Origin of the sequence: Bacillus sp. MAG717A (genome assembly GCF_036884855.1) — a bacterium.
Lineage (GTDB): Bacteria > Bacillota > Bacilli > Bacillales > Bacillaceae > Bacillus > Bacillus safensis.
In genome coordinates this window covers 2,839,773-2,863,892 of the sequence record NZ_CP145733.1, presented here as the reverse complement: position 1 = coordinate 2,863,892, position 24,120 = coordinate 2,839,773, and the positions used below count along the sequence as shown (strand labels likewise).

Sequence of the window (24,120 nt, the reverse complement as noted above, 5' to 3'; positions counted from 1 at the left end):
TTTTAGCGGTTTTTCTATCATTTATCTAGAAATTTGATGTTCCATTGGCAAGAAATTTTACCTTTCTCCCTTAATAAGGTTCGTGTGAGAAACTGGCTTTTGACCGTCAGCCTCTTTCATATCAGCTGTTTTTTCTTTCAAATGAATATCTTTTACAAAATAATAAATGAGGGTATGTCCCGCCCCGAGCACAACAAGTGATGCTGGGATTCCGAGCTCATCACCTAGTAAGGTAACAGACAACAGGAACAAAACGATCGAACAAATACGGCCGGCATTTAAAAATAGCTCTCTGACCACAATATATTCAATTCGGGCCTTTCTGGCGTACCTTGCATGGCCGATGACATCATATGTTAAGGATACATAAGGAACAAGCAGGAGCGGATATCCTATCGCAATGGCTACTGCATACATAAGAAGTGATACATAGGACAAGTGAAAGATGATTAAAAATAAGGCGCCGTATAAAATCAGCCCGCCAAGCATAATCGCCTTCTTCCGCCACTTTTTCTTAATCAAACGTGTTGCGAAGAAATAAGCAAAAAAGGCTACACCTGAATTCACTAAACCAAACGTCCCGAGAGCAAGCTCACTGTTTGTTGCAATAAACACGAAGACACTGATTAAGAAGACAAAGACCCCTTCACGAAGCCCTTGAAAAAAGTGAGCTGTTGTAATCCTGCGCCAATTCTCATCTGAATGACGCTCTTTCCAAATTTGTTTGATGATAAATTTGCCTTTTGATTGCCTTCTTTTGAGGAAAAAGCTCATCACAACAGCTAATGAAAACAAAAAAAGCGATAACGTGAAAATGACTGTGTAGCCTGTATCATCCGTTAACTGAGAAATGACAATACCTGCAATAAGCGGACCGATCATGCCGGCAGTTGAAGTAAGTACCCCGAGAAACCCATTAAAGAAGTCTCTTGTTTCAGGCTCGGTGATCTCAAAGGTGAGTACGTTAAAAGCAAGCCAGTAAAAACCATAGCCGATCCCAAGGACACTTCCCAATAAAACAAGCCGTGCGGCCGCTTGTTCTCCTGCCATTAAGACAATTAAATAAAAAGCGGCTAAAAAGATGACACCGAAACGAAGGACAAACGCCCGGTCTATTTTTTTAGCGAGCCGGCCAGCAAATAAAAACGTAATGGGCTGAAGCACCACAATGGCCAAGTTATAAATCGCAAGATCCGTGAATTTCCCAGACTGTTTCCATAAGTACACATTTACAAACGTATTAGAAAGCGCAATGGCAAGTGCGTATAACCCGCCAATCGTGAGGAGGAGCAATAAATCTCTTGTAACATCCATGTCCCCGAACATTTTCTTTAATCTGCTCATACCATTCATTCTCCTTTTCTACACAATAGTCTGTCTCATCAAAAGGCAGATATGTAAAAAAAGGAGGGAAAATATAAAAAGACCTGCTTCTCTTGAAAGCAGGTCTTTTAGAATCAAATCATTATTTTGCTTCGCTGTAAAGGCGAGCTACTTCATCCCAGTTCACAACATTCCAGAATGCTGAAATGTAATCAGGACGACGGTTTTGGTAGTTTAGGTAGTAAGCATGCTCCCAAACGTCTAGTCCTAGAATTGGCGTTTTTCCTTCAGTTAAAGGAGAATCTTGGTTTGGCGTGCTTGTGATTTCAAGTTTTCCATTGTTCACAACAAGCCAAGCCCAACCAGAACCAAAGCGTCCTGCAGCTGCTGCAGCGAAATCAGATTTGAATTTTTCAAATCCGCCTAATTCTTTTTCGATTGCATCTGCAAGTTCACCAGTTGGTGCGCCGCCACCGTTTGGTGAAAGAAGCGTCCAGAATAATGAGTGGTTCGCATGTCCTCCGCCATTGTTACGTACAGCTGTACGAATGTTTTCAGGCACTGAGTTTAAGTTAGCCACTAGCTCTTCAATTGATTGATCTTCAAGAGCTGATACACCTTCGATTGCTTTGTTTAAGTTTGTTACATATGTGTTGTGGTGTTTTGTGTGGTGAATCGTCATTGTTTCCTTGTCGATATGTGGTTCTAATGCATCGTAAGCATATGGTAATTCTGGAAGTTTAAAAGCCATGGTTAATTTCCTCCTTAAAATGTATGTACTGAAATGCTTCCTTTGTAAGTCAGCAATTCACCCTACTCAAAGAGTATCAAAAGAAACAGCTTGTTTCAACGTTATTGCTCATGTTCTGGAACATTTCAGTGTTTATTTTGTATTTAGCCCTTTAGATAAAGTTTTAAACACCCTTTTTTAACTTAGCGAAGGACATAAAATAAAAAGATGCCCAGCATCAGCGCCTGAATCAATCCTTTTGCAAAAACACCTGATACAAATCCAATTAATGAGCCTAATCCGACTTTCACACTCGTCTTCAAATCTTTCTGATGAACAAGGAGCTCTGCAATGACACTCCCGAGAAATGGACCAATAATAATTCCTGCAATGGGGATCACAAAAGGACCAGCCAATAACCCAATGGTGCTTCCCCAAATAGCCGCCTTGCTGCCGCCAAAGCGCTTGACCCCAATAAGGTTTGAGACATAATCTGCCGCAAATAAGACGGCAGTAAACATGGCTTGAATGAGCCAGAACGTCAGTGTAAGCGGCTCGAAGCTAAAGAAGAAACCATATAGAATAAATCCGAGTACCATAAAGACCACGCTCGGAATAATTGGATAAACCAGTCCAACAAACGCAATGATAAATGCACAGCCAATCAGTATCCAATAAAGCACGTCCAAGACCCTACCGCCTCCTTTTTATATGCTGTATACATTATGCCTCATTCCTTCTATCTTAACCAGTGATGAGGGCCATACTTGTACTTGATGGATAGACATTGATACAATATGAGAAATAGAAAAGAATGTAGGAAGTGAATGGGTATTGAACGTATTTAATCTATTGTTAAAAGGAATTTATTCACCGAAAGATATTGCTAAAGCAAGATTTACAGGAATCGGTAAAGCGATTTTATTCATTTTTATCCTCTCGATTATCGCAGCAGTTCCTCAGGGGTATCATATGAGCCAAGAAATCTCAAATGCGATGTCAGGATTTCAGCACGTGATCAAAAAAGATTTACCCGACTTTTCAATTGAAAAGGGAAAGCTTCAATCGGATCAAAGTGCACCAATAGAAAAAGAAGAAAACGGCATTACGATCATCTTTGATCCTGCTGAAAAAATAAAAGCAAGTGAACTTGAATCAAAGCAAACGGCCATCGCTTTATTAAAGGAAAAAGCAGTGATTGCCATTGATGGACAAATGACAGATATTCCATACCAGCTCCTTGGTGGAACTCTGACAAAAGATGAACTCGCTCGCGTCACAAATCAGAACCAAGCGATTATTATCCCTGTCATCTGTGTACTGCTATATTTATCAACTGCGGCTCTCATGTTTATTAGCGCAACATTCCTTGCGATGCTTGGTACATTTATTAAACGAATGCAGCAAAAAGAGCTGTCTTTCCAAATGCTTTGGAAGCTCTCCGCTTATTCACTCACATTAACAACGGTCTTTTTCGCCATCATGAGTGCATTAAACACGCCTGTTGCAAACTCATTTTTATTAAATTGGGTCATTAACTTTATCTTTTTATATCTTGTTGTAAAAGAAATACCTGCAAAAAAAAGCAAATGATCCATCCAACAAGGATTTGTCTACACGATGAAAGCTCCCCCGTCTCGGAGGAGCTTTTTATGTATGTTCATGCGCTAGGACTCATCTGGATGGATGATCGCAAATAAATAATGATCCTCCCACACTCCATTAATCTTTACTTTTTTACGATTTAGTCCCTCATTCTCAAAACCTGTCTTTTCAAGCACACGAATGGAACCCTTGTTACTCGGCTTTACTCCAGCCTCAATTCGATGGAGATTCAACTCAAAAAAGGCATAGTCAATGATTAAACGAATGGCTTCTGTCATATACCCTTTTCCGCCCTGCCTTTGATCGAGTACATACCCGAGCCAAGCTCCTTCTATCGGACCTCTTACGACAGAACTTAATGAAATCGTCCCAATTAAAGCACCTGTTTCATTTAAGAAAATACCATGCATATAAGATTCATCTTGTGCACTTCTTTGCCTACTCCGCTGAATTCGTTCAATTTGACGAGGTAACGTGAAGAAATCATCTTTGATCAAAGGTGTAAATTCCTGAAAATATGAGCGATTCTCAAGCTCTAATGTTAACAGTGATTCTGCATCATTTTCTGTTAGTGTTCTCACATATATATGCTGACTAACTTTCTTCATTAAATCTCCCCCTTTTTTATTTTATCATAATCGTCATATGAGATTGCTCTTCTATTTACACAAACGACCCAAGCAGTTTTATTACAAGACATACTAGAACTAACTAGAACCATCCTTTCCAGCTTTTCTCCTCTTTTTGGTTCTATCATTTCAGGACATGCATAGACTGAAGTAAACTCTTAAAAGCGGTGAGTAAAATGCGGCGAATTCTTTTTTTACTAATCAGTTTGTTTGTCCTCTTTATTATCTTTTTTGATTTAAAAAATGGAACCATTCCTGTTGAAGAAAATCCAGCCGTTCCAGCAAGTGCCCTTCAAACAGCTGAGAAAAAGAAATATAAGAACGTCACGGTAAAACAAGGTGAAACGGTCCTCTCCATCGTACATACAAGCAAGCCACTTGATGATGTCATTAAAGATTTCGAGGAGCTGAATCAAGGTGTTAAAGCGAACGAAATCAGAGCAGGCAGCACATATAAGTTTCCTGTCTATAAGAGATAAAACGTTAATTCCTTGTCATTCATACAAAGAGACTGTTACAATATGAACTGTAAAACACGACGTACACGGCAAAGAATTGCTTGTACACTAAGGAGCGATTGACAAGTGAGTGAAGTCACACATCGTACTAAAACGCGTCCCGTCAAAGTGGGACCTTTAACTATAGGTGGAAATAATGAGGTTGTCATTCAAAGTATGGCAACAACCAAAACACATGATGTCGAAGCGACAGTCGCTGAAATTAAACGTTTAGAAGAAGCAGGCTGTCAAATCGTGCGTGTCGCATGTCCAGATGAACGTGCAGCAAATGCAATTGCGGACATTAAAAAACAAATTAACATCCCGCTTGTTGTGGATATTCATTTTGACTACAAACTTGCACTGAAAGCGATTGAAGCAGGCGCAGACAAAATCCGAATCAATCCAGGAAACATTGGAAGAAGAGAAAAAGTTGAAGCTGTTGTCAAAGCAGCAAAAGAAAAAGGCATTCCAATTCGTATTGGGGTAAACGCTGGTTCATTAGAGAAAAAGATTCTTGATAAATACGGCTACCCAACTGCAGATGGTATGGTCGAAAGTGCACTGCATCACATTAAAATTCTAGAAGACCTCGACTTTCATGACATCATCGTCAGTATGAAAGCATCTGATGTAAACCTTGCAATTGAGGCATACGAAAAAGCGGCTAAAGCCTTTGATTATCCTCTTCACCTTGGGATTACAGAATCAGGTACGTTATTTGCAGGTACAGTCAAAAGTGCAGCTGGACTAGGAGCTATTTTGAATATGGGGATTGGGAACACACTCCGAATCTCATTAAGTGCGGACCCAGTTGAGGAAGTAAAAGTAGCACGTGAATTGTTGAAATCATTTGGTCTTGCATCAAATGCAGCAACACTGATCTCCTGCCCAACTTGTGGACGAATTGAAATTGACCTTATCAGCATTGCAAATGAAGTCGAAGAATATATTTCTAAAATCAAAGCACCGATTAAAGTAGCTGTTCTCGGCTGCGCTGTAAACGGTCCAGGTGAAGCGCGTGAAGCGGACATCGGAATCGCAGGTGCTAGAGGCGAAGGCTTATTGTTCCGTAAAGGTGAAATTGTTCGTAAAGTACCTGAAGAAACAATGGTCGAAGAACTGAAAAAAGAAATCGATAAAATCGCCGAAGAACATTATGCGAAAATGGAAGCTGAAAAAGAAAAACAAGCGAATGCTTAACAAAAAACGCCTGACGTCATAGTCAGGCGTTTTTCTGTTCTTGTTAAAAGAACGGGGTGATAAATATGCCTAGGATGACGGAAACAATTCCGATCCCAATTGACCACGCGCCAAGCGCATGTGCTCCTTTTCTTCGTGCAATATAACCAACGACGATTGCCGCTACCCCTAATAGCACCGGCAAGACAAATAATGAGATAATCGCAATCGCGAGTGCTGTATAGCCTATCCCTTTACTGCCTGAATCGTCACCTGCTTGGTCACGTCCTCGTCTATCTTCTCGATCTCTTGAAGCTTGATATGGCTCTGCAATTTCAGCAGCTGTTTCCTCTAAATAGCCATCATCATTACTAAAGTGTGTGTCGATTTCACGATCATTTCTTCTGAAATCCTCGTCTCTTTCCATGATCAATTCCCCCTTTTGGTTAATAGAAAGGAGCTTTTTTAGTATGAGCAAAAATGTCTGTTTCATGTTTGCTAAAACTTGCTGGAATTGTGAATTGATTATGTTACACTTTAAGAGTATAAAAATGAGGAGTGTGGGCATGTTACGTTTAGGAATTGATATTGATGGTACAGTGACGGCGCAGGATACCTTTGTTCCCTACTTAAATGAGTCGTTCAAATGTGCCATGACACTAGATGATATGACAGAGTATGATTTGACGAAGCTTTTGAAGATTTCTCAAGAAGAGTTTTGGGGCTGGATGAATGAGCATGAGCCTCTTATTTATAAACAGGCAAAGCCTGCTGAGGGTGCAAAAGTGATCCTCGATCAATTGAAGCAGCAGCATAGGCTGATTTATATTACAGCAAGAAGGCAGCAGCATGCAGATATCACCTACAAATGGTTTCAAGAACACCACGTTCACTATGATGGCATTGAGCTCGTTGGCGGTCATCATAAGCTGGAAGCCGTTCAAAAGCACAAGATTGATGTATTTTTTGAGGACCATCATGGCAATGCCACAATGATTGCAAAAGAGGCTGACATCCCAGTTATCCTTTTTAACTCCCCTTATAACCAGATGCCAATCGACGACAGAATTATACGTGTAAACAACTGGCAGGAGGCATCTCAATGGATCCAACAATACGAGCAGCGTCTGCAAACTGCTTATTAATGTAACTGAGCGAGCACCGAAGCGGAACAAACACGAGGATTTGTCTACACGCTGAAGCCGATACATTTAATGTATCGGCTTTTTTGACGGAGCAAGCTGCCCTTCTTTCATGAGAAAATGGTACAGTGCCCCCTTCATTCCTGCCTGATTCAAGTAGTAGCAAGTTTCCAGCTTCACCTGAATGTTCTTCCACGCATGCAGTGTATATAAATGTTTTTCAATGTTTTGTAATAAATCTGGTCTTGCACTTACGCCTCCGCCGATGAGGATTTTCTCTGGGTTAAGAACAGTCGCTACATTGTAAACGCCAATGGCTATTCGCTTGTACCATTGATCCACCAGCTTCTCAATGGCCGGATCATGCTTCGCCTTTTCAAAAATTTCTTGACCGTCTATTTGAGTACTTTGCGGAATTCCTTGCTTTTCCTTATAGCTCCGAATTAATCCAGCCGTTGAAGCGCTGCTGTTAAGAGTTGTAAACTGGCCATTTTCCGTCTCTGTCAGCATCATGCCAAATTCACCACCACGGAAGGATGCACCGCGCACAAGCTGACCATTAGCAAAAATACCCCCGCCGACACCCGTGCCAATTGTCATACAAATAAAGCTGTCACAATCTTTCGCATGACCGCTATATTTTTCTGCAAGAGCTGCACAGTTCGCATCATTTTCCACTTCTACACGAAGAGACATTTTCTCTTCTAAAAGTGTTTTTACATTTTGACCATTTAAGGCGATGATGGCGCCTGCAAATTCTGTATAACCTGATTCACTATCCACAAAGCCAGGAAGACTGATGGCGATACCGCTGACGTCCGTCATCCTTTGATATTCCCTAACCACATCCGCCATGGCTTCTAAAAACGGTTCAAGCTGCCGGCAGTTCGTCTGATAGTTACCGCTAGAGACCAGCTTTCCATCCTGATCCATTAATCCATGTTTCGTTCTCGTCCCGCCTACATCAAACACGACGTAATAGGCCACTTTTAACCCTCCCTTTACTCCAAAAGACTCAAATTGCACGTTGTAGTACCTTGATCTCATTTTAATGAAACACCCTCCCTTTGTAAAACGTTTTCAAAAGACAAAACAAAAAAGCCAGCTCCATGGCTGGCTTTTTCATGAGTGAACTTCCTTCGGTTCACAAGAAGGACAAGTTCCGTATATTTCAAATTTATGTCCGCTAATATGATAATCCTCTAGATCGGCATCAAGCTTGTCCATAGGACAGGCATCGATCTCCTTTGTTTTACCGCATGCAAGACAAATAAAATGATGGTGATGATGAGAAAATGAACATTTAAAACGAAATAGTTTCTCCCCTGACAATTCCGTTGTTTCTAATATTCCAAGGTCTTCATATAGTGACAAGTTTCGATAAATCGTATCAAAGCTGAGTCCGGGATAGTCTTCACTCAGTGCCGTTAGCACATTTTTAGCGGTCAAGTATTTATCAGAATCAGAAAACAATTGAAGCATATCTTCACGTTTGCTTGTATATTTGTAGCCTTTTTCCTTTAATAAATCAAGCGCTTCTTGTACGTTCATGTTGATTCCCCCTTCTGAATTTCCCGATACTAATACACCCGATTAAAATCAAGATGGACAGTATCACAATCGTTCCGCCTGGCGCTAAATCAAGATAATAGCTCAAGATCAGTCCGGCTAATACAGACAATTCACCAAACAAGATCGAAAGGAAAATCGCCTGTTTGAATCCTTTGGCTATGCGGATACTTGCCGCAACAGGAAGCGTCATGAGCGCCGACACAAGCAGTGTACCGACGATACGCATCGATGCCGCAATCACAAGTGCGACGACTAAGATAAAAATAAAATGAATCCATTTTGCTGAAATACCAGAAGCCTTTGCATGCTCTTCATCAAAAGAAAGCAAAAACAATTCTTTATATAAAAGCACAACAACTAACACAACAACGAGTGAGATCCCTACAATAATCCAAAGATCGAGTCTTGACACCGCACTGACACTTCCGAATAAATAACTAAACAAATCTGTATTAAAGCCATTCGCTAGTGAAATGAAGATGACGGAGATCCCAATTCCCCCTGATAAAATAATGGGAATGGCAAGTTCCTGATAATGTTTATACACGGAGCGCAGGCGTTCAATAAACAATGAACCAGCAACAGAAAAAGCCATCCCTAAGTACAGCGGGCTTACCCCTGTCAAAAGGCCAAACTTTTTATCAAGAAATAGACTTGCGGCAATACCGGCAAGTGATACGTGACTGAGGGCATCTGCAATAAGCGAGAGCCTTCTTACGACAATAAATACACCAAGTAAGGGCGCAATAAAACCAATCAGTAACCCTGCGATAAACGCATTTTGTAAAAATTCATAATGAAAAAATGGAAATAGCATTATTCATGTCCCCCATGATGGTGATGGTCGTGATGAATCACTTGAATGTCATGCCCGTAAAATTGGGATAGCGCCTGATCATCCATTGAATCAAACGCTTCCGCATCCCCGTGGAAATGCAGTGTCTGATTTAAACAAGCCACATGGGTGACTTTATCGGAAACGGTGCCAACGTCGTGTGTGACGAGAATTAAAGACATTCCTCTTTCTTTGTTCAATGTTTCGAGCAGCTGATAAAAGCCTTCTACTGTCCGCTGGTCTACCCCAACTGTGGGCTCATCCAAAATGAGCAGCTTTGGCTGACTGACAAGCGCACGGGCAATAAATGCGCGCTGCTGCTGCCCTCCAGAAAGCTCCCCGATGTTTTGATGCTTTAAATCTTGTATACCGACTGAGCGAATGGCATCTTCCACTTGCCATTTATCCTGCTTGCTCATTCGTTTAAATAAACCAATTTTCGCAGTCAATCCGCTTGCGACGACCTCATATACAGAAGCAGGGAAACCCGTATTGAAGCTATTCGCCTTTTGAGAAACAAATCCAATTTGATCCCAGTCTCTAAATTTTGAAACAGGCGTGCCAAATAGCTTTAGTTCACCTTGCTGCGGTTTAATGAGCCCAAGCAGGCATTTTAATAAAGTTGTTTTACCAGAACCATTCGGTCCAACAAGTGCTAGAAAGTTTCCTTCCTCTACTGTTAAATGAATGTGATCAATGACATTTCGCTGTCCATATGAGTACGAAATGTCCTTCATTTCAATAATTGGCTTTGCCATGAATCTTTCCACCTTTAATCAATATAAAAAGAATGATTACGATTTATACAACAAAAAGAAAATGGCTTTTGCCATTTTCTCTGTCCATACATACATTTCATTATATAAAAGAAAGATAAAAAAGTAAAATAAAAGCTAATGAATGGCTGTTTTGAACTTACCGCCTTTTGTTTCATGCGTATCCATAATCGTGATAAATGCTTGGTCATCAATTTCAAATACGATGGATTTCAGCTTTGTAATTTCTAGCCTTGTGACAACGGCGTAGATGACATCTTTTTCTTCATCTGTATAGCCGCCTTTTCCTCTCAGCTTTGTCGTTCCCCTGCCGAGTCGATGCAGAATCGCATCTGAAATTTCATCATAATAATCTGATACGATAATCACAGCTTTTGTTTCATCAAGCCCTTGAATGACAGCATCAATTGTTTTCATTGCCAAATAATATGTCATGACAGAATACATAGCCTGCTCTGGTCCGAAAACAAAGCCCGCCCAAATAAAAATGAACACATTGACGATCATGACAAACTCACCGACGGAGAAAGGAATTTTTTTCGTCAGAAGAATTCCCAAGATCTCTGTTCCATCCATTGAACCTCCATTACGGATGACAAGTCCAACACCAAATCCAAGTAATAGCCCACCAAATACAGTGGCTAAAATCGGCTGTGTTGTAAATGCCTCCACATGATGAAGTGAAGATTCAATCACGGCTAAGCTGACAATCCCAATCACAGTGGAAATCAAAAAGGTTTTCCCAATATGCTTGTATCCTGATATCATAAATGGAATATTTAAAATGACAACAATCGTCGCAAAATTAATAAACGGGTTATCTGTAAAGAGATAATCCAAAATAAGCGAAATGCCGATGATGCCCCCATCAATAATATTGTTTGGCACTAAAAATAATTCAATGCTGACTGCTGCACATGCAGCTCCTACTAGAATCAGAAAAATTCTCAAAATAAAATGAGGCACTGATTCCTTTCTATGCTGTTTACTATTTGCCATACGTTCTCCCTTCTACACAAGTTAAATTTCCAATGAACATTTTATCCACTTTACTATTTTATCATTTCACAGAATAAAATAAAATTTTTTGCACATTTTCCGTTTTCGCCCATACATTGTTACAGAGGGGAGGAATGGAATTGATTTTAATTCAAAAAATTGTCCTGCAGCGGCTCAATCAGATCACAGCAAATGATCTGTTAAGGTATGCGAAACAGTATGGTGTCAGTTTAACGTCTCATCAAGCTGCTGAGGTTGCCAAACTCATGAACGGCAAAAACATCAATATTTTTAATGACTCAGAGCGTAACCGGCTTCTTAAGCAAGTGGAAGCGATTACTTCTAAACAGACAGCACAGACTGTGAATGATTTGTTTAACCAGTTTACAAGTTAAGCAAAAAAGGGCCGCATTTAGCGGCACCTCAACATGTTGCATCCTTTTTTACTGACCCGTAATTTTATCTAGTAAGCCTTCATCAAATTGCTTTTCTTTCAGCATCGCAATTTCGAATTTGTAAGGTGGTTTTTTGTTCTTTTTATCTTCACCTACATAAGGCGTTTCTAGAATTTTCGGCACATCTTGAAGCTGTGGATGATGCACAATATAGTTCAGTGCATCGAAACCAATTTCACCAAAACCGATATTTTCATGTCGGTCTTTTCTTGCGCCTTGTACGTTTTTACTATCATTAATATGAAGAACTTTGATTCGATCAATACCGACGATTCGATCAAATTCTTCTAATACACCATCAAAGTCACTCACAATCGGGTAACCAGCATCGTGCGTGTGACACGTATCAAAGCAGACAGAAAGAGCTTCGTTATGTGTCACGCCGTCGATAATTTGGGCAAGCTCTTCAAAGCTTCTTCCGCACTCTGATCCTTTTCCTGCCATTGTTTCAAGTGCAATTTGAACCTCTTGACCTTTCACAATGACTTCGTTTAAACCTTCAATGATTTTTTGAATCCCTGCTTCTGCCCCTGCTCCAACATGCGCACCTGGGTGAAGGACAATTTGCCTTGCACCTAGCGCTTCCGTACGCTCGATCTCAGAGCGAAGGAAGTCTACCCCAAGCTCAAATGTCGCGGGATTCACTGTGTTTCCAATATTGATAATATACGGAGCATGTACGACGATATCTGTCATGCCGTGCTCTTTCATATGCGCTTGTCCAGCTTCAATATTGAGGTCTTCGATTTTTTTGCGGCGCGTATTTTGCGGTGCACCTGTATAAATCATAAACGTATTTGAACCATAAGAGGCAGCTTCTTCACTCGCTGCAAGAAGCATATGTTTTCCGCTCATGGATACATGTGAACCAATCTTTAACAATGTTTCCCCCTACTTTCCATTACGCTTTGACTTTCTACGTTCCTGTCTTTTGATTTTATCCATCTCACGTGTCATTTTCTTTTTATATCCAGGTTTGACGGCTTTCGGTTTTCTCACAAGACGTTTTGCTTTTTCTTCAATTTCATTTGGTGCTTTTTTACGTCTTTGACGCTTCAGACGGTCATCTGCATCTCGCCATTCGCCATGAACAATGGTTTTGTTTTCAAACACAACGCCCATTTTCTCAATTTGAATGAGTGCATCCTCATCAGCCAGTTCATAAATGGTCATGGCAATTCCAGATGAACCAGCACGAGCTGTTCTTCCAACGCGGTGAACATAAAAATCAAGATCAGATGGAAGTTCATAGTTAATCACGTGGCTGACGCCTTTAATGTCAATTCCGCGTGCTGCAAGATCAGATGCCACAATATAAGTGAACTCCAAATCTTCAATTTGTTTCATGACTTTTTTACGTTCGCGCGGCGTTAATCCGCCATGAAGCACACCGATTTTCATTCCTTTTTCTTGTAGGAACGATGCGATTTCATCAACAGTTGTTTTTGTATTGGCAAAAATGATCCCTAAATATGGCTGTACATTCGTCACCATTTCATGGAGCAATTTTAATTTATCACGCTGTTTAGAAGGAACTAAAATATGCTGAATGTTTTCTGCTGTAATCCGTCTTGGTTCAACATGCGCATACTTTGGATTGTCCATATATTTTTTCAGGAAAGGCTTTAGTTTTTCTGGGATGGTTGCAGAGAACACAAGCATTTGCAGCTGTTCTGGCATTTGTGCACCAATACGGTCTACATCTTCTAAAAATCCCATATCAAGCATTAAATCCGCTTCATCAATGACAAGAGAGGTCGCTTTGTAAACATTCAGCGCCTGCTCATGAATGAGATCAGCAATACGTCCAGGTGTGCCGACAACCAAATGCGGCTGGTTTTTTAGCTTTTGAATTGATTTTTGCTTGTCCGTTCCGCCAATGTAAAGCTTTGCTTTGATCTCTTCTTCTGGAGAAGCATTCTTTAAAATCGTTTGAGCTTCTTTGAAAATTTGATTGGCTAATTCTCTTGTAGGCGCAGTAATCACGACTTGTACCTGCTCTTTGCTTGGATCAATTGAATGAATCAGCGGCAGTAAGTACGCATGAGTTTTTCCTGTTCCTGTTTGTGACTGGCCAATCACGCTTTCTCCTTTTAAAACAGCAGGGATGATTCTTTTTTGAATATCAGTCGGCTCATAAAAGCCTAGTTCATGAATAGCATCTATAATAAAAGGCTTTAATTCATATGTCGTAAATTTTGTTTCTTTCATGTTTTCACTCCTTAAGGCAATGCCTTTTTGCTCATCTCCTCATTATAGCTGATTTTCAGTAAAAAAACCATGTCCGCTTTTCCTACAGGAAACCAATTGATGCTTCCTTGCATAACCTATGAAGAGAAAGAGAATGCAGTAAGGGAGGTACAAGTATGTTAGGGCAAAGGCCTATGGGCGATTTTCAGCCGCGCCGCCCCTCACGCCGGCACCTTGGAAATGGCGGACAGCCCCGAATGTTTCAAAGAGGGCAGCAGCCTCCTATCCAACAGCCTTTTCAAGGGCAAGGCAATCCATTTCAGCAAATGCCTCGCTCCCCGTCTGTACAGGGAGGCGGTTTACCCGGGATGGGCGGAATTCCAGGAGGTGAGAGCCGTGCACTAGGCGGCGGAGCAGGAATTAAAGGCATGCTCTCTAAATTTCTTCCTGGCGCAGGAGGAGCTGGAGTCTCTGGAGGTGGTGCGGGATTACAAGGAATCCAGAGCTTCACTAATCCTGCGACCCTCTCAAGCATGTTAGGAAATGTTCAAAAAGTGCTCGGGATGGCGCAGCAATTTACGCCAATGATTCAGCAATACGGTCCTTTAGTGAGAAACTTACCTGCAATGATTAAACTGTACAGCCAGCTTGGCAGTGCGGACGATGATGAAGCAAATGCAAATGACGATGATGCAGAATCAACGGAGACCAGCGCGGAAACAGAAGTGCCCGAGGAAGAAGCACAAGCTGATGAAATAGAAGAAAATGTTGAACCCGAAGACATCCTTGTCAAAAAAGCAGCACCACACACATCACCTGCTTCTGAAGCAAAACCGAAAAAAAGATCTGGCAGCTCTGTTCCAAAACTATATGTCTAGTGATCTTTTAACGGCGAAGTGTTCACTGCGTATAACAATCTTTGATATATACGCTTACTTTGGCTATAATGGAAGCAAGAGAATGATAAAAAGCCGTTTTTTACGGCTTTTTATATTGTTCTTCTCTAGCAGCACTTCCCTACAGGAGGACGAATAAATGAATGTAATTAAAATATCGCCGCGTGGCTATTGCTATGGCGTTGTGGATGCAATGGTCATTGCTAAAAATGCCGCACTTGATAAGAACTTGCCACGCCCAATTTATATATTAGGTATGATTGTGCACAACAAACATGTCACTGATGCCTTCGAGGAAGATGGAATTTACACACTGGACGGACCAAACCGCTTAGACATTTTAAAGCAGGTGGAAAGCGGAACAGTCATTTTCACGGCTCACGGCGTTTCTCCTGAGGTTCGTCAAATCGCAGAAGAAAAAGGCCTTGTCGCCATTGATGCGACCTGTCCTGATGTCACGAAAACCCACGAACTCATTTCAGAGAAAACAGCCGATGGCTATGACATTATTTATATTGGGAAAAAAGGTCATCCTGAGCCAGAAGGAGCTGTCGGAGTAGCCCCTGACAAGGTACATCTTGTCGAAACAGAAGCCGATATTGAGGCGCTTGATTTAACATCTGAAAAACTGCTCATCACGAACCAAACGACGATGTCTCAATGGGATGTCCACGATCTGATGGAGCTGATTAAAGAGAAATACCCTCACGTCGAGTATCATCAAGAGATTTGCCTTGCGACACAGGTGCGTCAGGAAGCTGTTTCGCAGCAAGCTGGTCAAGCCGATTTAACCATTGTTGTCGGCGACCCAAAAAGTAATAACTCTAACCGTCTCGCACAAGTGTCAATGGAGATAGCCGGAACGCAGGCTTACCGTATTGGCGACTTAAGTGAACTCAAGCTGGAGTGGCTGCAGGGCGTCAAAACCGTTGCCGTTACTGCTGGTGCTTCAACACCAACACCTATTACAAAGGAAGTCATTCGTTTCTTAGAAAACTATGAACCGGATGATGAAACGACTTGGAAGATTGAACGAACCGTTCCTCTTTCTAAAATTTTACCTCGCGTCAAAACAAAGAAATAAGAAAACGTCAGAGCGGATATGCTCTGACGTTTTTTGTTTACATAAATTGAAATGGGTTTGTGTTTGATTCAGAAACAAAGAGCTGTACGTCATACTTTTTATTTGCACATAGCGATTGAAGCTTCACCTTTACGCCCTCTTTCATAATCTTTTCAGCATAATGCCCTGGGTCCACTACGTTCAGCCCAAGCATCATGGCATCATGCGCAACATGGAAATAAAGGTCTCCTGTTACATACACATCTGCACCCATTCTTTTCGCTTGATGGATGTATTTATTTCCGTCTCCGCCAAGCACTGCCACTTTTTTCACTACAGCGTCTTGATCTCCTACAAAACGAGCACCATTCACATCTAGCTTCGTTTTCACAAATTGTGTGAAATCTCTAAGTGTCATAGGCTCATTTAGCTCTCCAATACGGCCAAGGCCTTTTTGAATAGGAGGAAGATCTGTCGTGTGTACACTATAGGCAACTTCTTCATAAGGATGTGCTTTGATCATGTCGCGAATCACTTGTTTTTCTATACTTGCTGGGAAAATGGTTTCAATCCGCACTTCTTTCACAAATTCTAATTGACCCGACTCCCCAATAAACGGCTTAGCTTCTTCTGATGGCAAAAAGCTGCCTGTCCCTTCATTTGAAAACGCACAATGGCTGTAGTTGCCGATATGACCTGCGCCCGCATTTCCTAAAGCTGTCCGGATGGCCTCTTCAAACTCTTCAGGAACATACAAAGCAAGCTGTTTGATTGGATCCTCGTATGTCGGCACTAGCACACTTGTTTCTTCAAGCTCTAGAGCCTCAGCAAGCAGGTCATTGACTCCGCCATCAGCTACGTCTAAATTCGTATGTGCCACATATACCGCAATATCATGTTTGATGCATTTTTCAATGATCCGTCCAGCTGGCTGATCTGTCGCTACATGTTTTAATGGACGAAAAATCGGCGGATGGTGAGCAATAATGAGATCTACTTTTCGCTCGATCGCCTCATCTACTACATTCTCTAATACATCTAGGGTGATCATCACATTACTTACTTTTTTATTCAATGTTCCAATCTGGAGACCAATTTTATCACCTTCCATGGCATATGCCTTTGGTGAAAATTGTTCAAACAATTGGATGATTTCATGCCCGTTTACTGTTTTAGCCAACAGTCAAAACCTCCTTTAGCGTCTTTATTTTCGCATTCAGCTCTTCAAGGCGCTCTTTGTTTTCTTCTGTCCGTGCTGCCTGCTGAATTTGACTTTCTATCTTCTCCATATGCTGAAGCTCTTGCATCCACTTGCGCTGGAAGACGTCATTTTGCTCTTTCGCAAGAAACGGACCAACGAGCATGCCTGCTTCAAGTGACATTCCTTCATAAGCTTTATCTTTATCGCCTTTTTCTGCGATGATGATTTCGTATATTTTGCCGTCCTCTTCTAAAATGACTTCATCCATCAATTCATACCCCTCTTGATAAAGCCATAAACGAATATGGTGGGCATGGATATTCGGCTGAAGAATGAGCCGCTCATGGCCTGCGAGCTTATGCTTGCCCTCATTTAAAATACTTGCGATGAGTGCCCCGCCCATACCTGCAATCGTCACTGCATTCACTTCGCCTTTTTCAATGACTTCAAGGCCATTTCCTTTTCTGACAGATATCTGTTCATCTAATTCAAGTCTATGTACTTGCTGCTGCGCCGATTGGAGCGGTCCATCGGTAATTTCACCAGCAATGGCTTTCACTGCTTTTTGATGCAGGATCGCATAGCATGGCAAATAGGCATGGTCTGAGCCGATATCAGCGAAGACTGCCTCATCTGGTAAAAAGTCTGCGACTTTTTTTAATCGTTTGGATAAATTCATTTCATTCATACGTATCACTACTTTTCTTTAATGTTCATACTTGTCTATCTTATATAAATTATGGACTTTTTAAAAGTCGTTTTCAAATGAAAAAAGCTCTTCTTTTGAAAAAGAGCTTTTTGTATAAGGTTATTTAATTTTAGATACCCATTCCGCCATTTCATCGAGCTTTTCATTCGGAATCAGCCCGCCTGGCATCCCGTTGCCGCCTTCTTGAATTTTCTTCTTGATGTCAGCGACTTCAAGCTTGTCTCCAACACCTTTTAAAGCAGGACCTGCGCCGCCTTCATAGTTTTCCCCGTGACAGCTTAGACAGTTCTGTTTATACAATTCTTCCGGCGTCGCATTTGCTGTCTCTTCTTGCTTTTGCTCTTTGCCCCCTGAGGCAATCTTTTCTTCATCTTTCAGCCCCTTCATTGATAAGAAAAAAGTGAGTCCAATACCTAAAATGGCAATCAATAAAAATGGTATAAGTGGATTCCGTTTCATTTCTTTCATCCTCCCCTTTGTGAAAACCCCTTTGAGACTATGCAAACAATTCTAATTCTACTTTAATTTTACAAAAAGTAAACGAATTATGATACAAAACTTTGGTCAAGTTCACAGATTAGACAAAAATGATTCAAGATGAGAAATGAAGCCTTCAGCACATTTAGATGTATTTTTTATACATCTTTTCTCTAAGAACGTTGCAAATTCATTTGTTATTCAGTAAAATATAATCAGATTGAAAAAAGCGTTTTCATTTTTGATAAGAAAGAACGGATCTCTTTCAAGATCCGTCCGGTTTCTACTCTAAGAAGTCTTTTAATCGTTTACTTCTGCTTGGGTGTCTTAATTTACGAAGAGCTTTCGCTTCAATTTGTCGGATACGCTCTCTTGTTACGCCGAACACCTTACCAACCTCTTCTAACGTGCGTGTTCTTCCGTCGTCTAGTCCGAAACGTAGTCTCAGCACATTTTCTTCACGGTCCGTCAGCGTGTCTAATACATCTTCAAGCTGCTCTTTTAAGAGTTCGTACGCAGCGTGGTCAGATGGAGATGTCGCCTCTTGGTCTTCGATAAAATCACCAAGATGCGAGTCATCTTCTTCACCAATAGGTGTTTCTAAAGATACAGGCTCTTGCGCAATTTTAAGAATCTCTCTTACCTTTTCTGGAGTTAAATCCATGTCTTCAGCAATTTCTTCAGGCGTTGGTTCTCTGCCTAGGTCTTGCAGAAGCTGTCTTTGAACACGGATCAATTTATTAATGGTTTCCACCATATGAACCGGGATCCGGATTGTTCTCGCCTGATCGGCAATCGCACGTGTGATCGCCTGTCTAATCCACCAAGTCGCATATGTTGAAAATTTATATCCTTTGCGGTAATCAAACTTCTCAACCGCCTTCATCAGACCCATGTTTCCTTCTTGAATCAAGTCAAGGAACAGCATGCCACGACCGACATACCGTTTCGCAATGCTGACAACGAGACGAAGGTTCGCTTCCGCTAATCTTCTTTTTGATTCCTCATCGCCCTCTTCGATCTTTTGAGCATACGTTATTTCTTCTTTAGCAGATAACAAATTGACGCGTCCGATTTCTTTTAAGTACATACGAACAGGATCATTAATTTTGACACCTGGTGGTACGCTTAAATCATTCAGGTCAAATTCTTCTTCCGCCTTAGCCAGCTGCTGAACATTTGGGTCTTCTGTCTCTTCGTTTTCACTAATGAGCTCTACACCCTGTTCGCCTAAGTATTCATAGTATTCATCCATTTGGTCTGATTCAATTTCAAAGCTAGACATACGCTCTGCAATTTCTTCGTATGTTAAAACGCCCCGTTTTTTACCCGTTTCAGTGAGCTTATCTCTCACCTGTTCAAAGGTTAATTCAGTTTCGGTTTCGTGGGCTTGTTTATCAGCCATTATGGATCCCTCCTTCCAAAGCTTGCAACGAATTCTAAAGTAACTTGCGATTTGCTTCCGCCCTGCTTTTCTCTCTCTATCAAACAGATGACGAAGCAAATAGGAAATAAAATAAATAATGATGAAGGCAAGATGCTTGCGGTCTTATGCTCCTCCCGTAAAGGATTCATTGCCAGCCGTAAGTCCTGTCATTAATATTAGACGTATTACTTCAGCGAACGGTTCAACTGAATAATTTCTTTTGCAAGTGTTGCCGCTTTGAAGAAATCTTTTTGCCTCTCCGCTTCTGCACGTTCTAGCTCTTTTTCCTTTATCATTGACAAATTCCGATGATTCAACACTTTTTTTACATAATCACTTAATTCAGCTTCACTTAGTTCGTCTCCGACTTGAATCATCAATATATCCGTCAACAGTTGATTCATGACATCATCTTCTATACGGTTCATCAGGTGCTGCGGCGTTGGTTCTTTGCCTTCTTCATACAAGGCATAAATGTATGTTGCCAGCGCCCTGTGCGAATCTATATTAAATTCAATCCCGATTCTGTCAAGTACTTTGCGGATCACGTCATCGCTTTTTAACATATGAGCAAGCAGCATTCGCTCTGCATTTTCATATGCCGGCCGCAGACGCTTTCTTCTCACTTGTGTTGACAGATGTGCACGCCGTTTTTCAAGCCCGTTTTCTTCCTGCGTGCTTTTGGTTTCTTGCCGCTGCTGCTTTTCAAACAGCTCCAGTTGTTCTTTTAATGAATCAAGTGAGATCGAAAACTCCCCAGCAAGCTGTTTCATGTAAATCTCTTGCTCCAAAGAGCCGTTTAACCGGCTGATTTCTCGGAGAACCTGCTTCATATAAGTAAGACGGTCTCCTTCGTCTGATAAGTTTTTTCCTCTTCGGAAAAAATTCATCTTAAACGTCATTAATGTCACACTTGCATCTATGATGTCATTCCTAAATTTCTCGCCGCCATATTTACGAATGTAATCATCTGGATCAAGTCCATCTGGTATCATGGCAACGCGAACTTTACATCCTCTTTTTCCAAGCAAATCTGATGCTTTCATGGTCGCTTCGTATCCGGCCGTATCAGAGTCATAGCAAAGGATGATCTCTTCTACATTCCGCCTGAGAAGCTTTACGTGCTCTTCTGTAAGAGACGTACCCATTGTTGCAACACTTTCACCGACACCTGATGTAACAGCTGAGATGACGTCTGCAAATCCTTCAAAAAGAACTGCCCGTTCGCGTTTGCGAATATGCATACGTGCCTCATGAAAGTGATAAAGCAGCTTACTTTTATGAAAAAGCGGCGTTTCAGGACTATTCATATATTTAGGCTGCTGATCACCAAGCGATCTTCCGGAAAAAGCGATGACCGTTCCATGATGATCATGAATGGGAAACATGACACGATCTCTAAAGCGGTCAAAAAAGCCTGTGCCGTTTTCACGTTGAATCAAAAGACCAGCCTTCTCCATCATCACAGGATCAAATCCTCGTTTTTCTAAAAACTTGGTCACGAAATCCCAAGAATCAAGAGCATACCCGATCTCAAACTTGGCAATTGTTTCATCCGTAAAGCCTCTGGACCGTAAATAATCGAGTGCGTTTTGACCTTCCTTTGTATTTACCAGCAAATGGTGGTAAAATTTCTTAAGAAGCTCATGGGCCTCAATCATTTTATGATCTGCCGTGTCCTCCTGCTGAGAGGAACTCATCTGAGCATTCGCCACCTGATCAGGCAGATCAATATGGTACTTATCAGCCACATGTGAAACGGCTTCAATAAATGAGTAGCCTTCCATTTGTCTGAGGAACGAAAACACATTGCCTCCTGCACCACAGCCAAAACAATGGAAGATTTGCTTATCTGCTGAAACAGAGAATGAAGGAGTATTTTCACCATGGAATGGACAAAGACCGAAGTAATTTCGACCTTGCTTTCTAAGCTGTACGTATTCTCCAATCACTTCGACAATGTCTGCGTTTTTTTGGATCTGCTCCAAAAGTTCATCTGGTATACGTTTGCTCATCCTAATAACACTCCGTCGTACATTATTCGCCTTTTAATTTAAAAATCCTTCATGATTCGACAGGATTTTTTGTAGTTGCGCCATAAATCGCTTCTTATCCTCTTCCAAAAGCTTTTTGGGACCTTTTCCGTATACACCTTTTCTTCGCTGTTTGCTGGAAACATGCCTGCGTTCCAAATCAAAATCAATTGTTTCGTTTGTGTACATTCGTCCTCTTTCAGACAGAACAATGACCTGTCTCGGAAGCAATAAGGAGGCAAGACCAATATCTTGGGTGACGACAATATCATGTGCGGCAGCTGAGTTGGCAATGACTAAGTCCGCTGCTTCCTTATGTGTATCTACAAACCGCCAATCTTCAAGTGGAGATCTTTTGGTTTGAAAATGCTCATATGAAGCAATAAATGTCACTGGTACTTGAAATTGAGATGCGACAGAAAGGATTTCGTCTTTTACAGGACAAGCATCTGCATCGACATAAATCGTCCTCTCTTTTTTACGTTCATTCAGGTGACTAATTCTCCATCCCTCCACCTTATTCCTGCTTTAGAGAAGCAAAAAGACCATACTTTTCCCCCATAAAGCAATCAACAGTACAACTCATTTTGTCGAAAAGTTATGTTCAGAATCACTTGACTTCTGCCAATATTAGTTTATTCGTTCTTGACTTAACTTAAACCTAAAATCAATCATTTTATCACAATTTTTTATTATAATACAAATGCAGCAAATATGCTATTGTTTTTGTTTACCCGTTTCCCACCATAGGAAAAACCCAGGAGGAGCATCCTGAGTTTATTCGGAACCTCTTTTGGTCAGCATTTGATGAATGACATTTGCCGTTTCCTCAACTGCTTTATTCGATACATCAACGACTTGACAGTTAATGCGGTCAACCACTTTTTCAAAATACTCTAGTTCCTCTTTAATCCGCTCAATGTTCGCATAAATAGCGCGATCATTTAAACCAAGAGATTTTAACCGCTCTTTGCGAATATGATTTAATTTGTCTGGACTAATTTTCAAACCGATACATTTCTTCGGATCAACTGAAAATAACTCTTCTGGCGGATCAACTTCAGGTACAATTGGAACGTTCGCTACCTTCAGCCGTTTATGCGCTAAATATTGAGATAATGGTGTTTTGGACGTGCGTGATACACCAATGAGCACAATATCAGCCTTTAGAATGCCTCTTGGGTCTCTGCCGTCATCGTATTTCACAGCGAACTCGATAGCTTCTACCTTTTTAAAATAGTCCTCATCTAATTGACGTACACGACCCGGCTCATGTTTCGCTTCATTTCCATATGCCGTCTCCATTTTATCAATGAGTGGACCGATGATGTCATAATAAACAACACCGTTTGCTTCTGCTTCCTCAATTAAGAATTGGCGCATTTCTGGCACAACAAGAGTAAAGCAGACGATCCCATTATCTGCTTTCGCCAGTGAAATGACTTCTTTAATCGTACCAACATCCTCTACATACGGGATTCTTCTAATATTTGAATGGTCTGATGAGCCGCCATCAAATTGGCTAAGCGCCGCTTTGACCACGAGCTCTGCCGTTTCTCCTACTGAATCTGATACCACAAAAATTACGCGATTACTCATAACATCCCCTCGCAGTCTTCTGTCATTAGATTATTTCGTTCTCCGATAAGCTAACAAGTATTTTCGTCATGTTTGTTTTCGTAATTCTACCGACCACTTCAAAGCCTTTATCCGTATCTTTTATCACAGGAAGTGCATCTATTTGCTTTTCAATCAAGTGCTTCGCCACATCCATAATGAAATCTTCCTTGCGGCAAACGGTGATGTTCGGCATTCTTGTCATAATAATATGGACAGGGATAGATGGAAGCTCCTGTTTCCCTATACTTGCGCGAAGGAGGTCTTTTCTTGATAACACACCTGTTAAAATAGAGTGATCGTCCACAACGAATAATGTGCCCACATCCTCTAAAAACATCGTACAAATCGCATCATAAACCGAAACATTCTCATGTATCACCACTGGAATGGATTGAAAGTCTTTCACTTGAAGTTTTTTCAGCTTATCTGCGAGAAGCTGCGTGCCTGTTTTTCCTGTGAAAAAGTAGCCGACCCTTGGTCTTGCTTCTAAAAAGCCTGACATTGTTAAAATGGCTAAATCCGGTCTGAGGGTCGCCCTTGTTAAGTTCAGCCGATCGGCGATATGCTCTCCAGTAATCGGACCATTCTCTTTGACAATCTGTAAAATCTGCTCTTGCCGTTTATTTAACTCGATTGTACTCACCACCTTTAAATAGAGAGAGCGAAATCTTTATTTTATGTATATCATTTTCATAACTCATCATATTATAGCGCATCTTTGTCCGAATGAAACAAAAATCCACTCAAAAACCGTGAATTA

Annotated in this window: 27 protein-coding genes; 7 read left to right on the top strand and 20 right to left on the bottom strand. The window is 41.1% G+C overall.

What is annotated here, in order from left to right; genetic code table 11:
- Nucleotides 1-57: 57 nt before the first annotated feature.
- From V6Z54_RS14760 to V6Z54_RS14750, 3 genes are all read right to left on the bottom strand, one after another.
- Nucleotides 58-1,344 (bottom strand): MFS transporter, encoded by a 1,287-nt coding sequence (locus V6Z54_RS14760; protein ID WP_041086207.1) that lies wholly within the window; start codon nucleotides 1,342-1,344, stop codon nucleotides 58-60.
- Nucleotides 1,345-1,465: 121 nt separating this feature from the next.
- On the bottom strand, nucleotides 1,466-2,074 hold the full coding sequence (gene sodA / locus V6Z54_RS14755; RefSeq protein WP_007501264.1) for a superoxide dismutase SodA: 609 nt from the start codon (nucleotides 2,072-2,074) through the stop codon (nucleotides 1,466-1,468).
- Nucleotides 2,075-2,256: 182 nt separating this feature from the next.
- Complete coding sequence (locus V6Z54_RS14750) at nucleotides 2,257-2,742, bottom strand: DUF456 domain-containing protein (protein WP_039180001.1); 486 nt, start codon at nucleotides 2,740-2,742, stop codon at nucleotides 2,257-2,259.
- A 145-nt stretch (nucleotides 2,743-2,887) separates the two neighbouring features.
- On the opposite strand from V6Z54_RS14750, the gene V6Z54_RS14745 reads away from it, so the two are divergent.
- A complete protein-coding gene (locus V6Z54_RS14745) occupies nucleotides 2,888-3,646 on the top strand; it encodes a DUF1189 domain-containing protein (RefSeq protein WP_041086211.1) in 759 nt (252 codons plus the stop codon).
- Nucleotides 3,647-3,720: 74 nt separating this feature from the next.
- Here the strand turns inward: V6Z54_RS14745 and V6Z54_RS14740 are convergent, their stop codons facing one another.
- Nucleotides 3,721-4,266, bottom strand: coding sequence for a GNAT family protein (locus V6Z54_RS14740; RefSeq protein WP_041086214.1), 546 nt, complete (start codon nucleotides 4,264-4,266; stop codon nucleotides 3,721-3,723).
- A 197-nt stretch (nucleotides 4,267-4,463) separates the two neighbouring features.
- Here V6Z54_RS14740 and V6Z54_RS14735 point away from each other — a divergent pair, with 197 nt between their 5' ends.
- Nucleotides 4,464-4,766, top strand: coding sequence for a hypothetical protein (locus V6Z54_RS14735; RefSeq protein ID WP_073979113.1), 303 nt, complete (start codon nucleotides 4,464-4,466; stop codon nucleotides 4,764-4,766).
- Nucleotides 4,767-4,871: 105 nt separating this feature from the next.
- Nucleotides 4,872-5,987, top strand: coding sequence for a flavodoxin-dependent (E)-4-hydroxy-3-methylbut-2-enyl-diphosphate synthase (gene ispG, locus V6Z54_RS14730; RefSeq protein ID WP_024423001.1), 1,116 nt, complete (start codon nucleotides 4,872-4,874; stop codon nucleotides 5,985-5,987).
- 43 nt (nucleotides 5,988-6,030) lie between these two features.
- Here ispG and V6Z54_RS14725 read toward each other — a convergent pair whose 3' ends face one another.
- The gene (locus tag V6Z54_RS14725) at nucleotides 6,031-6,393 is read right to left on the bottom strand and encodes a DUF308 domain-containing protein (protein ID WP_024423002.1); all 363 of its coding nucleotides are present in this window, start codon (nucleotides 6,391-6,393) and stop codon (nucleotides 6,031-6,033) included.
- Between the two features lie 139 nt (nucleotides 6,394-6,532).
- Between V6Z54_RS14725 and V6Z54_RS14720 the strand changes: the two genes are divergently transcribed.
- On the top strand, nucleotides 6,533-7,111 hold the full coding sequence (locus tag V6Z54_RS14720; protein ID WP_041086218.1) for a nucleotidase: 579 nt from the start codon (nucleotides 6,533-6,535) through the stop codon (nucleotides 7,109-7,111).
- A gap of 66 nt (nucleotides 7,112-7,177) precedes the next feature.
- On the opposite strand, the gene V6Z54_RS14715 is transcribed toward V6Z54_RS14720, so the two are convergent.
- The 5 genes from V6Z54_RS14715 to V6Z54_RS14695 all read right to left on the bottom strand — a co-directional run bounded on the left by V6Z54_RS14715 (nucleotide 7,178) and on the right by V6Z54_RS14695 (nucleotide 11,290).
- Nucleotides 7,178-8,095, bottom strand: a complete 918-nt coding sequence (locus V6Z54_RS14715) for an ROK family protein (protein ID WP_338527979.1) — start codon at nucleotides 8,093-8,095, stop codon at nucleotides 7,178-7,180.
- Nucleotides 8,096-8,230: 135 nt separating this feature from the next.
- Nucleotides 8,231-8,659 (bottom strand): Fur family transcriptional regulator, encoded by a 429-nt coding sequence (locus V6Z54_RS14710; protein WP_012010595.1) that lies wholly within the window; start codon nucleotides 8,657-8,659, stop codon nucleotides 8,231-8,233.
- Nucleotides 8,637-9,497 carry a metal ABC transporter permease gene (locus V6Z54_RS14705; RefSeq protein WP_041086222.1) on the bottom strand — a complete coding sequence of 287 codons (861 nt, stop codon included), beginning with the start codon at nucleotides 9,495-9,497 and terminating at the stop codon, nucleotides 8,637-8,639. Before V6Z54_RS14705 ends, V6Z54_RS14710 begins: the two co-directional genes overlap by 23 nt.
- Nucleotides 9,497-10,273, bottom strand: a complete 777-nt coding sequence (locus V6Z54_RS14700) for a metal ABC transporter ATP-binding protein (protein ID WP_041086224.1) — start codon at nucleotides 10,271-10,273, stop codon at nucleotides 9,497-9,499. Before V6Z54_RS14700 ends, V6Z54_RS14705 begins: the two co-directional genes overlap by 1 nt.
- A gap of 135 nt (nucleotides 10,274-10,408) precedes the next feature.
- Entirely contained in the window at nucleotides 10,409-11,290 is an 882-nt protein-coding gene (locus V6Z54_RS14695; RefSeq protein ID WP_024427967.1) for a YitT family protein, read from the bottom strand.
- Nucleotides 11,291-11,430: 140 nt separating this feature from the next.
- On the opposite strand from V6Z54_RS14695, the gene V6Z54_RS14690 reads away from it, so the two are divergent.
- Nucleotides 11,431-11,685, top strand: a complete 255-nt coding sequence (locus tag V6Z54_RS14690; protein ID WP_024423008.1) for a DUF2624 domain-containing protein — start codon at nucleotides 11,431-11,433, stop codon at nucleotides 11,683-11,685.
- A gap of 48 nt (nucleotides 11,686-11,733) precedes the next feature.
- Here V6Z54_RS14690 and V6Z54_RS14685 read toward each other — a convergent pair whose 3' ends face one another.
- The gene (locus tag V6Z54_RS14685; protein ID WP_039180018.1) at nucleotides 11,734-12,627 is read right to left on the bottom strand and encodes a deoxyribonuclease IV; all 894 of its coding nucleotides are present in this window, start codon (nucleotides 12,625-12,627) and stop codon (nucleotides 11,734-11,736) included.
- Nucleotides 12,628-12,636: 9 nt separating this feature from the next.
- Nucleotides 12,637-13,956 carry a DEAD/DEAH box helicase gene (locus V6Z54_RS14680; RefSeq protein ID WP_024423009.1) on the bottom strand — a complete coding sequence of 440 codons (1,320 nt, stop codon included), beginning with the start codon at nucleotides 13,954-13,956 and terminating at the stop codon, nucleotides 12,637-12,639.
- Between the two features lie 155 nt (nucleotides 13,957-14,111).
- Between V6Z54_RS14680 and vrrA the strand changes: the two genes are divergently transcribed.
- Both vrrA and V6Z54_RS14670 read left to right on the top strand, forming a co-directional pair.
- Nucleotides 14,112-14,813, top strand: a complete 702-nt coding sequence (vrrA, locus tag V6Z54_RS14675; protein ID WP_041086229.1) for a VrrA/YqfQ family protein — start codon at nucleotides 14,112-14,114, stop codon at nucleotides 14,811-14,813.
- Nucleotides 14,814-14,970: 157 nt separating this feature from the next.
- Nucleotides 14,971-15,915 (top strand): 4-hydroxy-3-methylbut-2-enyl diphosphate reductase, encoded by a 945-nt coding sequence (locus tag V6Z54_RS14670; RefSeq protein ID WP_024423011.1) that lies wholly within the window; start codon nucleotides 14,971-14,973, stop codon nucleotides 15,913-15,915.
- Between the two features lie 37 nt (nucleotides 15,916-15,952).
- Here the strand turns inward: V6Z54_RS14670 and V6Z54_RS14665 are convergent, their stop codons facing one another.
- From V6Z54_RS14665 to V6Z54_RS14630, 8 genes are all read right to left on the bottom strand, one after another.
- Nucleotides 15,953-17,074, bottom strand: a complete 1,122-nt coding sequence (locus tag V6Z54_RS14665; RefSeq protein ID WP_338527448.1) for a Nif3-like dinuclear metal center hexameric protein — start codon at nucleotides 17,072-17,074, stop codon at nucleotides 15,953-15,955.
- Nucleotides 17,067-17,783: a tRNA (adenine(22)-N(1))-methyltransferase TrmK gene (locus tag V6Z54_RS14660; protein WP_041086233.1), complete on the bottom strand. Its 717-nt coding sequence runs from the start codon at nucleotides 17,781-17,783 to the stop codon at nucleotides 17,067-17,069. The genes V6Z54_RS14665 and V6Z54_RS14660 overlap by 8 nt, the downstream gene beginning before the upstream one ends.
- A 120-nt stretch (nucleotides 17,784-17,903) precedes the next feature.
- Nucleotides 17,904-18,263 carry a cytochrome c550 gene (gene cccA, locus V6Z54_RS14655; protein ID WP_034280134.1) on the bottom strand — a complete coding sequence of 120 codons (360 nt, stop codon included), beginning with the start codon at nucleotides 18,261-18,263 and terminating at the stop codon, nucleotides 17,904-17,906.
- Between the two features lie 301 nt (nucleotides 18,264-18,564).
- Nucleotides 18,565-19,686, bottom strand: coding sequence for an RNA polymerase sigma factor RpoD (rpoD, locus tag V6Z54_RS14650; RefSeq protein ID WP_008342392.1), 1,122 nt, complete (start codon nucleotides 19,684-19,686; stop codon nucleotides 18,565-18,567).
- A 206-nt stretch (nucleotides 19,687-19,892) separates the two neighbouring features.
- The gene (dnaG, locus tag V6Z54_RS14645; protein WP_073979120.1) at nucleotides 19,893-21,722 is read right to left on the bottom strand and encodes a DNA primase; all 1,830 of its coding nucleotides are present in this window, start codon (nucleotides 21,720-21,722) and stop codon (nucleotides 19,893-19,895) included.
- A 33-nt stretch (nucleotides 21,723-21,755) separates the two neighbouring features.
- Complete coding sequence (locus V6Z54_RS14640; protein ID WP_024423016.1) at nucleotides 21,756-22,256, bottom strand: YaiI/YqxD family protein; 501 nt, start codon at nucleotides 22,254-22,256, stop codon at nucleotides 21,756-21,758.
- Nucleotides 22,257-22,517: 261 nt separating this feature from the next.
- A complete protein-coding gene (locus V6Z54_RS14635) occupies nucleotides 22,518-23,339 on the bottom strand; it encodes a pyruvate, water dikinase regulatory protein (protein WP_008342399.1) in 822 nt (273 codons plus the stop codon).
- A 25-nt stretch (nucleotides 23,340-23,364) separates the two neighbouring features.
- Nucleotides 23,365-24,003: a helix-turn-helix transcriptional regulator gene (locus tag V6Z54_RS14630; protein ID WP_024423017.1), complete on the bottom strand. Its 639-nt coding sequence runs from the start codon at nucleotides 24,001-24,003 to the stop codon at nucleotides 23,365-23,367.
- Nucleotides 24,004-24,120 lie beyond the last annotated feature (117 nt).